15 protein-coding genes and 1 pseudogene are annotated in these 9,879 nt (G+C 56.0%); all 16 read left to right on the plus strand.

What is annotated here, in order from left to right:
* The 16 genes and pseudogenes from TRICHSKD4_RS12065 (at position 1) to TRICHSKD4_RS12135 (ending at position 9,861) form a co-directional block, all read left to right on the plus strand.
* Positions 1 to 684 carry a DUF2786 domain-containing protein gene (locus tag TRICHSKD4_RS12065; RefSeq protein WP_009467530.1) on the plus strand — a complete coding sequence of 228 codons (684 nt, stop codon included), beginning with the start codon at positions 1 to 3 and terminating at the stop codon, positions 682 to 684.
* A 1-nt stretch (position 685) separates the two neighbouring features.
* Positions 686 to 940, plus strand: a complete 255-nt coding sequence (locus tag TRICHSKD4_RS12070) for a hypothetical protein (RefSeq protein WP_009467531.1) — start codon at positions 686 to 688, stop codon at positions 938 to 940.
* A 4-nt stretch (positions 941 to 944) separates the two neighbouring features.
* Complete coding sequence (locus TRICHSKD4_RS12075; protein ID WP_040616795.1) at positions 945 to 1,181, plus strand: hypothetical protein; 237 nt, start codon at positions 945 to 947, stop codon at positions 1,179 to 1,181.
* Positions 1,171 to 1,416, plus strand: a complete 246-nt coding sequence (locus TRICHSKD4_RS12080; RefSeq protein WP_009467533.1) for a hypothetical protein — start codon at positions 1,171 to 1,173, stop codon at positions 1,414 to 1,416. Before TRICHSKD4_RS12075 ends, TRICHSKD4_RS12080 begins: the two co-directional genes overlap by 11 nt.
* Positions 1,406 to 1,642, plus strand: a complete 237-nt coding sequence (locus TRICHSKD4_RS12085) for a hypothetical protein (RefSeq protein ID WP_009467534.1) — start codon at positions 1,406 to 1,408, stop codon at positions 1,640 to 1,642. The genes TRICHSKD4_RS12080 and TRICHSKD4_RS12085 overlap by 11 nt, the downstream gene beginning before the upstream one ends.
* Positions 1,639 to 2,274 carry a gp16 family protein gene (locus TRICHSKD4_RS12090; protein ID WP_009467535.1) on the plus strand — a complete coding sequence of 212 codons (636 nt, stop codon included), beginning with the start codon at positions 1,639 to 1,641 and terminating at the stop codon, positions 2,272 to 2,274. Before TRICHSKD4_RS12085 ends, TRICHSKD4_RS12090 begins: the two co-directional genes overlap by 4 nt.
* Positions 2,271 to 2,708 (plus strand): hypothetical protein, encoded by a 438-nt coding sequence (locus tag TRICHSKD4_RS12095; RefSeq protein WP_009467536.1) that lies wholly within the window; start codon positions 2,271 to 2,273, stop codon positions 2,706 to 2,708. The genes TRICHSKD4_RS12090 and TRICHSKD4_RS12095 overlap by 4 nt, the downstream gene beginning before the upstream one ends.
* A gap of 111 nt (positions 2,709 to 2,819) precedes the next feature.
* Positions 2,820 to 4,025: an N-acetylmuramidase domain-containing protein gene (locus tag TRICHSKD4_RS28135; RefSeq protein ID WP_009759290.1), complete on the plus strand. Its 1,206-nt coding sequence runs from the start codon at positions 2,820 to 2,822 to the stop codon at positions 4,023 to 4,025.
* Complete coding sequence (locus tag TRICHSKD4_RS12105) at positions 4,022 to 4,414, plus strand: hypothetical protein (RefSeq protein WP_009759291.1); 393 nt, start codon at positions 4,022 to 4,024, stop codon at positions 4,412 to 4,414. The genes TRICHSKD4_RS28135 and TRICHSKD4_RS12105 overlap by 4 nt, the downstream gene beginning before the upstream one ends.
* Before the next feature lie 22 nt (positions 4,415 to 4,436).
* Entirely contained in the window at positions 4,437 to 4,586 is a 150-nt protein-coding gene (locus TRICHSKD4_RS30740) for a hypothetical protein (protein WP_009759292.1), read from the plus strand.
* Entirely contained in the window at positions 4,579 to 4,917 is a 339-nt protein-coding gene (locus tag TRICHSKD4_RS12110; RefSeq protein ID WP_009759293.1) for a DUF2730 family protein, read from the plus strand. Before TRICHSKD4_RS30740 ends, TRICHSKD4_RS12110 begins: the two co-directional genes overlap by 8 nt.
* The gene (locus TRICHSKD4_RS12115) at positions 4,914 to 5,222 is read left to right on the plus strand and encodes a hypothetical protein (RefSeq protein WP_009759294.1); all 309 of its coding nucleotides are present in this window, start codon (positions 4,914 to 4,916) and stop codon (positions 5,220 to 5,222) included. Before TRICHSKD4_RS12110 ends, TRICHSKD4_RS12115 begins: the two co-directional genes overlap by 4 nt.
* An 8-nt stretch (positions 5,223 to 5,230) precedes the next feature.
* Positions 5,231 to 5,854, plus strand: a complete 624-nt coding sequence (locus TRICHSKD4_RS12120) for a phage protein Gp27 family protein (protein ID WP_009759295.1) — start codon at positions 5,231 to 5,233, stop codon at positions 5,852 to 5,854.
* Positions 5,844 to 7,501 (plus strand): annotated as a pseudogene (locus TRICHSKD4_RS12125) (hypothetical protein). Before TRICHSKD4_RS12120 ends, TRICHSKD4_RS12125 begins: the two are co-directional and overlap by 11 nt.
* Positions 7,495 to 9,147: a DUF935 domain-containing protein gene (locus tag TRICHSKD4_RS12130; RefSeq protein ID WP_009759298.1), complete on the plus strand. Its 1,653-nt coding sequence runs from the start codon at positions 7,495 to 7,497 to the stop codon at positions 9,145 to 9,147. Before TRICHSKD4_RS12125 ends, TRICHSKD4_RS12130 begins: the two are co-directional and overlap by 7 nt.
* A gap of 3 nt (positions 9,148 to 9,150) precedes the next feature.
* Positions 9,151 to 9,861, plus strand: a complete 711-nt coding sequence (locus TRICHSKD4_RS12135; RefSeq protein WP_009759299.1) for a phage minor head protein — start codon at positions 9,151 to 9,153, stop codon at positions 9,859 to 9,861.
* The last annotated feature ends 18 nt before the right edge of the window (positions 9,862 to 9,879 follow it).

Here is a 9,879-nt window from a genome sequence, read left to right on the forward strand (position 1 = left end):
ATGGACAAGGCTAAACTCAGGGACCGCATCCGCGCCTTGCGTGAGAAAACCACATCCAAGGGATGCACGGAAGCAGAAGCTATGGCAGCCGCTTCCAAAGCAGCGGAACTTATGCGCAAGGCGGGCCTATCGGAACTCGATCTTGAGATGAGCGAAAGTGAGAGCCAGACACAAAAGCGCGGCCAGTCGGTGGAGTGCCATTTGTGGAGAGTTATTTCGGCCTGCACCAACACCTCTTCAATCCTGTTGGAGAAAGAAGACGGAACTTTTGTGCGCTTCATCGGTAAAGAACCGGGCCCGGAAATAGCGACTTACCTTTGGACTGTCTGCGACCGCGCAATCCGAAAGGAAGTGCAGGCGTTCAAGGTAACAAGCTTTTATCGCCGTCGCCGGTCAATTGCGACCAAACGACAAGCAGTTTCCGACTTCAAGATGGGAATGGTTGCTCGTCTAGGTAACAGGCTGCTGGAACTCTTCGAAGATATTCGCAATGAGGAAGAAGGGGCACAGGCGTATCAAGCATTGTGCGAACAGTTTCCAAACCTAGTGGATGTGAAGCGGCGCAATCGGAAACTCCGATATGGCGAGGCCGCGTCTCATGGATATGCAGCTGGGGCGAATGTGAACCTTTCCCATGGCGTCGACGGACAAGACAATTCCCCAGATCTGATCGGGACATCGTGACATGTCCCGCCTCGCCAACACCGCAGATGGTTTGAGTGAGGTGACAAACTTGCGTCTGCGCCGGAATGAGCTTCTGGCGCGGGCTTACAAGCTGAGATTTCGAAAATGCCGGCAGCGCGAGCTGCATGACCAGATCGAAGAAATCACCAAAGACCTTTTGAGATTGGAACTGGAAGCCAGAGCACAGCCTGCACCGCTCGGAGATGCCGGGTCCGTTGGCAATCAGATCCAGCCCAGACTTCCTTACAAGGATTGAGATCATGAAACGCGAACCACACCAAGAGGAATGCAGTAACGCACCCGGAGTGAACTGGTGGAATTGTCCCGCTTGTTACGCTCAGATCGATCCAGATGATGCAGGGGACGTTTTTGAAGATGAGGGTTCCATCCCGCATACCTGCGCAGAATGCGGCCACAAACTGGAAATATGCATCGATCTAGAGCCGGTTTACACCGCGCGCCTCGCTGATGATCAGGAGGCCGACGATGAAGACTGATCCTTACATCATCGACCTTCTGCAAAACGTCGCTGACCGGCTGGGCGCGATGCTGAAACGCCCCGATCAGTCCGGGCACAAGTCCCATGTCATCCGGCAAGCTTACCGAGATGTTTTGAATAGTATCGATCTGCTCAAGGCCCTTGAGCGGACCAGTGGCGAGGCTCTGCCTGTAGTTCCTGAAAACACTTGGATTGAGTTTCTTTCAGAGAAAGGGCCGACCCATGTTGGATAAAACCCTGACAGTCGCAGAGCGCGAGCGCCGGATTGAGCAGGCGCTTGAAGAAGTGTTCCCGTTGGAACTTTGGGAAATTCACGATTGCAACAACGGTGAAGGAATCTATCGCGCCATCGTTGCCTGCCTGCCATTTGACGAAACGGGGGTCTGGCCCGGCGACTGGATAGAGTTCAGCATCCCGGTTTCGCTCTTGGCGAGAGAGTTGGAAAAGGCTCTGTCATGACCAGCATTCAATTGTTGAAGATTGCCCAAAAGCAGCTTGGCCTTGATGACGACACCTATCGGGACAAGCTGGAAACGCTTACAGGCAAGCGTTCCACCCGCGATCTGAGTGAACGGGAACGGCAGAAGGTCTATATGGCCTTCCAGGCGGATGGCTTTGTTCCCAAGCGCCCGGCTCCGAAGGCAGGCCGCGCAACTGGCAAGTTTGCTCCCATACTGCAAGCACTCTGGATCGCGGGTTGGAACCTGGGTGTGTTCAAGACGCGCACCGACAAAGCCATGATGGCCTTCCTCAAGCGACAGACCGGAATTGATCATTCGCGGTTCCTCCATCATGGCGAGGACGCGAGGAAAGTCATTGAAGCCCTCAAGGCATGGATCATAAGGGAAACTCAGGCGCTAGACTTGTTCACGTTCAACAAGTTTCACCCGCCGATCCTGAATGATCGCCGCTACCAGATTGTCCAGCTCCAATGGGGCCTTTTGGCTCAGGCCGGGCAACAACCGGGCACGTTGGCTGGTTTCCTGAAAACTGAATTCGGTATCGACTGCCCGCTCTCTGACCTCACGGACAAAGAGTGGATCTCTATCATGAACCGTCTAGGTGAACTGGTGAGAGGGTTGGGAAAATGAAACCCGAAGACCTCCCCGGTTATCTTGGCGAGATTGCAGAGGCGGCAGGCGTTGACGCTGCCCTTGCCATTGCCGAGGTTCGGGGAGGAACGCGGATTGATATTCCGGCAAGGGTTTCCGAAGGGCATTGGTTGATCGATGTCGTCGGCCGTGAGGCGGCTGATTTGATTTGTGAGTATTTCCGCACTCTTTCCCCCGATCAAAGGGAAGCTGGAGCCCGGCACATTGTCATTCCGCGTGGGCCAGCTGCCATCTTGAAACAGGCCCAACAGCGGCTTGAAAAAGAACTGCTTTTAGGCGCAAGCGTGCGCTCAGCTGCCCGCGCTTCTGGTCTTTCGGAGCGAACAGCGTTCCGGGTGCAAAAGAAGTTGCGCGACCGCCAAAACAAGCGGCGCGGCGATCAGTCCGAAGCCCAACAACTCAAACTGTTTTAAAGACCAATAAAAGGGCAATAAACCTCGTTACTGACAGGTGACAGCCCCGGCGATTTTCAAGCCTCCTTCACTTTAAGCGCAACTTGAACACCCATTTTCAGGTGCGCGCACATGTCCGACATTTTCCAGACCTTGAAATCAGGCGGCGGTAAGCCGTCCACCGGCGAGGCGCTCGAGGCGGCTGTCAAACGCATCCGCTGCGATCTGGCTGTGCTTCAAGCTATTTTGGAAGTGGAAAGCGGCCAGAAGGATTACGATGCTCAAGGCCGCCTGATCATCCTCACCGAAAAGCATGTCTTCTGGCGCGAGCTTCCAAAACGCTTGCGCGCCCGCGCTCGAGCGTTCGGGCTTGCAACACCAAAATGGCGCAAGTCCAATTACAAGGGCCTTGGCGGTTCTGGGTCGGACAAGCGGTGGGACCGTTTGGGCAAGATGGTTGCCCTTGATGAAGCGGCGGGCTTGCGATCTGCGTCCTATGGCGGGCCGCAAATCATGGGGTTCAATCACCTTTTGTGCGGCTATGCCACGGTTGGCGAGTTTGTCCTGGCGCTGGCCGCCAGCGGTGACAAACAGGACGAAGCCTTTATCCGATTTTTGGAAAAGTCCGGCCTTGCCGATGAACTCCGCGAACGGGATTTTCGGGCGATTGCCCGGCGCTACAACGGGCCGGGACAAGTTAGCCACTATGCGGCTTTGATGCAGACCGCTTACCAGCGGATCGCCAAGGGCGGTGCCAGCAAGTTCAACGAGCGTGGCCGCATGTTGCGGCTCGGATCGGACGGGTATCGGGTCAAGGCTCTTCAAGAGCGGCTGATTACACTTGGCTATCATCTTCAGGCAGACGGCGACTTTGGACCGGCAACACGACGACAGGTGGTTGCCTTTCAAGTCGATCACGGCTTGAAGCCAGACGGCATTGTCGGCCCGCTGACCGAGGAGCGGGTTGACGAAGCCGTCCCGATCAATGCCAGCAAGATTGACGGCCGCACAAAGCTGACGGTTTCAGATCTTCGCAAGCGCGGCTCTCAGACGATCAAGTCGGCGGACCGGCTGCAACAAGGTGCGGGCATTGCGATTGTTGGCGGCGCGGTTGGCAAGGCCGTTGAGAACGCTGATCAGATCACCGGAATTGCAGCGCTACAGGGCTTTTCAGAAACCGTTCTGTCAGTGCGTGCCGCCATCGAGCCAATTCTCAGCCTCGTTGCCTCCAACAAGTGGTTGGCCTTTGCCGCGATTGGGGTTGGGGTGTTTGTCATTGCCCGCCAGATCAAACAGCGCCGTCTCCATGATGCGAAGGAATGGAGGCATGTCGGATGAGTTTTTTGCTCTCCCTTGTCCTGAAGTTTTTGTCGGACGGTGCCGTTGACAAGGCGCTGGACTATTTGCGCGCAGATAGCGCCCGCAAAACCGGACAGGCGAAGATCCGCGCCGAGGTGACAATTACCGAGATCCAGGCGGCTGTCGCTCACACCAAGGCGATGGCTGATCTTCAAAAATCAAAATTCGAGCATTGGGCCTTTTGGGCGCTGTCCGCTGCCTTTGTCGTCCCGCTCGCGTTCTGGTGGTCTGCGGTCATTCTCGACAGCGTGTTCCTGTTCGGCTGGGGCGTTGCCAGTGTGCCGATTTTGGAAGATTGGGGCGGCCAGATGATCAGCTGGAGTTTTTACACCGGCACCGCTGTTGGTGCCCTGAAAATGCTGCGGTGACCCATAACAAGAAAGACCCATCATGGATGCAGACCGTTTCAAAGACGAAGTTCGACTTCTCATAGATCGTGCCGATATTTCTCAGGCGATGATTGCCGTGATCCTTCAGGAGCTGGCTGACGAGCAACAGCTTGAGTGGGATGAGCGCGAGCCGGAGGGGTCCGATGTTTGAGTGGATCAAGGGGCTTGATGCTGCCTTTGGGCTTGTTGGGGCCTTTGCCGGTAGCCTGGCGTTGTTCGTGTCATGGATCACACGCGGCTCAAAAGCCAATGCAGTGTCAATCGCCAAACTGGAAGCTGAGCACAATGACTTATGCGGCCGGGTTTCGGAGCTGGAAGGTGTGATCCACAACCAGCCAACCAAGGACGATTTTCACAAGCTGGAAATGGCGATCACCGAAATGAACGGCAAGGTCGCAACGGTTTCGACGGAACTTGCCGCAGTGGGGCGGATCGCCAAGCGCATCGACGATTTTCTTCTGACCAAAGGAGGCCGGTTATGAGCCTTTCCGAACAGTATCGGCGCGATGAGGAACTCAACGCCCGCCTCACAATCTTGAAAGCTGTCCACGAGGAACACGATCATCAACTGAATGATATTCTCATTCAAAAGCGGCTGGATTATTTCGGGCACCGCAAATCCAAAGACTGGGTACGGACACAACTCCGGGCTATGGCAGACCTCGGTGTGTTCACCCTTCGCGAAATCGGGACCGCGATGGTCGCCGAAATCACCGAGACTGGCATTGATCATGTCGAGCGCCGCACAATCATAGAAGGGATCGCGCGGCCGGGCGCGGCTCGCTGAGGTGAGTGATGGCCGGAAGGAACAAAAAGACACGGGGTCGGCTTTCCTCCATTGACCTGTTACCGGAAGAATGCAGCGGTATTGTCAGTTGGGCGGCAGCCGAACTTGTTGCGAACAATCGGACCCTCGTCGACATTTACGCTGAGTTTCGCGACAAGCTGATAGCGCTTCAGGGCGAGCTTGGTATCGGTTTTGATATCCCGTCCTTCTCCTCTTTCCATCGCCACTCGGCACGCAAAACAGCCATTACCCAAGAACTGGCAATGCGCCGGGATATCTATTCTGCCGTCGCCGATGGGTTATCGGCCAAAGACAGCGATGATCTGACCATTTTTATCAGTGAAACCGTAAAGACGCTGATCGCCGCAATCGCTGAAGAGGCAATTACCGGTCGCGCTACCACTTCGGCCAAGGATATTCGGGAACTTGCCAATGCGGCTTTCAAGATCGAGCAGGCCCGCAATCTGTCCGGCCACATCCGGCGTACTGACGAGGATGAGGTCAATCAGAAACTCGGCAAGGCAATCGACACGGCCGGGAAAAAGGTCGGGCTTTCGGGTGAGCGCGTCGACCAGCTCAAACGTGAGTTCCTGGGTGTGAGAGAACAGCAGGCCGATCAAGATGGCGGATAACGAACAGTTTATCGGCAAACCCGATGTATTCGCCGGGCCACCCGTTCTTACCCGCGAGATGGAAGAGCTGGCCGATGAGCTTCCACGCGGGGGTGACATTCCAGATGATCTGGACCCGCTCAAAGATGGCGTCTGATGAAGCATCAGGCCGAGTGGCTGGCGGACAAATCAAAACTCAAACTCTGCGAAAAGGGACGACGCACAGGCATTACATTTGCCGAGGCGCTGGACGATGCCTTGACCGCAGCAACGCGCAGGCAGGATGGCGGCGACAATGTCTTTTATATAGGCGACACCAAGGACAAGGGCCGCGAGTTCATCGGCTATGTTGCTCACTTTGCCAAGGTGGTTGCTGAAGAGCTTGCCGAGATTGAGGAGTTTTTGTTCCTTGATCAGCGCAGCGATGGATCAACCAACCAGATTGCCGCCTTCCGTGTTCAGTTCGCGTCCGGATTTCGGATCGAGGCGCTGTCCTCGCGCCCGGAAAACATTCGTGGCCTTCAGGGGATTGTCGTTATCGATGAGGCGGCCTTCCACAAGGATGTGCGTGGGGTGCTAGATGCGGTCAACGCTCTTTTGATCTGGGGCGGCAAGATCCGGATTATCTCGACGCATAACGGCGTTTTAAGTCCCTTTAATGAGCTGATCCGGGAAGTGGAAAGCACTGGCAAGCCGCCTTACTCCATTCACCACATCCCGTTTAGCGAAGCGATTGAGAACGGCCTCTTTAAACGGGTGTGCCTCATCAAGGGCGAAGAATGGTCACAGGAAGCCCAGGACACATGGGAAAGTGACATCCGTTCTGCCTATGGCTCGCGAACAGCTGCCATGCGTCAAGAGCTTGACGCCATTCCGGCAGAAGCGGAAGGCGCGGCGCTGACACGGGTACAAATCGAAGCCTGCATGGCGGACGGCATTCCGATTATTCGCTGGGCTTGCGATGATGATTTCAAGAACTTGCCGGATGAGGAGCGCAAGATCCGGGCACGAGCCTTTTGCGATGCCAGGCTCAAGCCGCTCCTGAAGAAACTGAACAAGCGCCGCCAACATGTCTTTGGTGAAGATTTTGCCCGCTCGGGTGACAAGACAGTCATCCTGCCGATGGAAGTCGGGATCGATCTGGTTCGCCGTGCCTGTTTTGTGCTGGAACTCCATAATGTTCCGTTCGATCAGCAGCGGGACATTCTTTACTTTGTGGTCGATCGGCTGCCGCATATGTGCGGCGGTGCCTTGGACAAAACCGGCAACGGCGCCTACCTCGCCGAGAAGGCCGCGCAACGGTACGGCGCAAGCGTGATCGAGGTTCACCTGTCTACAGCCTGGTACTCGGCAGAAATGCCGCCCTACATCGAGGCGTTTACTGATCGAACGGTATTGCTGCCACGTCACGAAGACATTCTTCGGGACCATCAAGCCCTGTCTTATGTCAACGGCATTATCAAGGTGCCGGATGACCACCGGACAAAAGGTTCAGACGGATTGGAGCGCCACGGAGACAGCGCGCCAGCCGGAGCGCTCGCCTATTACGCGTCACGGCAGAACCTGCCCGAATACGGCTATCAGGCAAGCGAAGACGACACTCAGAACAGCATGTTTGATATGAGCGGCTATTATGGCTGCGGCCTTGACGGGAGACGGCTATGGTAAAATCCCTTGTTGATCAGTATGGCCGCCCAATCGACAGGAGCCTTTTGTCAAAGCCGGTCGCCACTCCGGAAATCATGGGCGTGCGCCGTACGATTGAGGACCGCGTTGCGCATTACATGACGCCGGAACGATTGGCGCATGTTTTGATCCAGGCACAAAACGGACATGCCCGCGACTACCTGACGCTCGCAGAAGAAATGGAGGAACGGTACCTTCATTATGCCTCCCAGCTTCAAACACGCCGACTTGCCATTGAAGGTTTGACGCCGGTCATTGAAGAACCCAAAGGCGTTCCGGAAAAGATTGTCGACGCGGTTCGTGAGCTTCTGGAAGGCTCGGACGTAGACGATCTTTGCGGGGAACTGACAGACGGGATCGGCAAGGGATATTCTGTTGCCGAGATTATGTGGGAGTATCAGGGCGGCAAGCTGCGCCCGGCTGAATATGTCTGGCGAGATCCGCGTTACTTCCAGTTCGACAAGGTGGCGCTCAAAACCTTGCGCCTTGCCTCTGATACGAACATTGACGGCGACGAGCTGCCGCCTGCCAAGTTCATCATTCACGCTCCGCGCACCAAGGCAGGTGTGCCGTTGCGGCGCGGCCTTGCCCGTCCTGCCGCCTGGGCGTTCCTGATCCAAAGCTTCGGGCTTCAGGATTGGGTGGCGTTTTCTGAAGTTTATGGCCTGCCCATCCGTCTTGGCCGGTATCACAGCAATGCCAGCGATGCTGACAAGCGGACGCTCTTTCGGGCGGTCAAGTCCATTGCCAATGATGCAGCCGCCATCATTCCGCAAGGGATGGAAGTTGAGTTCCATAAGGTGGAAGGCCAGCACGGCGCGGCCGTCTTTGGTGAGCTTCTCAACTATGTTGATCAACAGGTCTCAAAACTGATTGTCGGTCAAACAATGACCGCCGATGACGGTTCATCTATGGCGCAGGCGGAAGTGCACAATGATGTGCGCATGGATATTTTGAAAGCGGACGGAAAACAGCTGGCCGCAACCTTGAACCGGGATTTGGTCATTCCGTTTGTGAACTTTAATTTTGGGCCGCAGGATGTTTACCCGCTGGTGTCGTTTCCCGCGCCGGAGCCTGAAGACCTGACGGCCCTTTCCGACAGTCTTGCCAAACTTGTTCCGCTTGGCCTTCGGGTTGATCAGCGCGAGATCCGCGAAAAGTTCGGTCTGTCTGATCCGGGGGACGAGGCAGAACTTCTTGCACCTCGGTCTTCGGGCAATGAGGAAAACGAAACGGGCAAGAAACCGGGTGATCAGGACACGGGCAAATCGGACAAATCAGATGATCCGGACCCGAAAGACAAAACGCCTGAAAAGGACGAGGCCAAGCTGGCAGCAAACCCAACCCATCACAGCGGGTGTCAGTGCGGCTCTTGCGCAAGTCTGTCGGCTTCGCCGGGCGGGTTGGATGAACTGGACCGCCTTGTTGCCGATATGGATTGGGAGCGCGTTGTCGATCCGCTCTATGCACCGCTGCAGGCGATCTTGAGCGAGGCCAAATCACTGGAGGAAGCGGAGGCCATGCTGAAGGACGCCAGTCTCGACAGTCAGCCCTTGAGGGAAGCGCTCGCGCGATTAACGGCAATTGCGCGTGGGCTTGGGGATGTGTCAGACGGGGTTGAAGGTTAAGCCGTGCCCAAAACGACCAAAGGCTTTAAGACTCCCGCTGAGATCACGGATTACTTTCGTCAGAAGAAACTCAGGCCCGCGTTTCACTGGGCGGATGTTTGGGGCGAGGAACACGCCTACGCCCACACAGTTGCCAAGGTTGTTGATCTGGAAGTGCTCGGGATCTTTCATTCCACACTAGATGAAGCGATCTCCGGGGGCTGGAGTTTTGAACGCTGGGTGGAGCGTGTCCAGCCCGAACTTCAGCGCCGGGGATGGTGGGGCAAACGAACCGTCTCGGACCCGACCGGCAAACACGCGGACGAGATTGTCGATTTTTCCAGGTCGCGCAGGCTTAAAACCATCTTCTGGTCAAACATGCGGGCGGCCCGCGCGGCCGGGCAATGGCACCGCCTTCAGCGCTCCAAGAAGGCCATACCCTATATTCTCTATGTCAGAACAGCGGCAAGCGATCCAAGGCCGGAACATCTAAGCTGGGCCGGAACACTTCTTCCCGTTGATGATCCTTTTTGGGATACACATTTCCCGCCCAATGGCTGGGGTTGCCTGTGCAGCGTGCGCGGCGTCACGAAATGGGAGGCGCGGCGTTTGCTGGATGCAGCGAAATGGAAATCGACGGGGAAAAGGTTCCCATCTCAACCGAAGCCCCGAAATTCAAAAAGGTTTCCTACGTCAACAACGAACCGGTGTTGTACAGAAATCCCGGAAGCATAGATCCGGGCTGGCACACGA

This window comes from Roseibium sp. TrichSKD4 (assembly GCF_000148725.1).
Lineage (GTDB): Bacteria > Pseudomonadota > Alphaproteobacteria > Rhizobiales > Stappiaceae > Roseibium.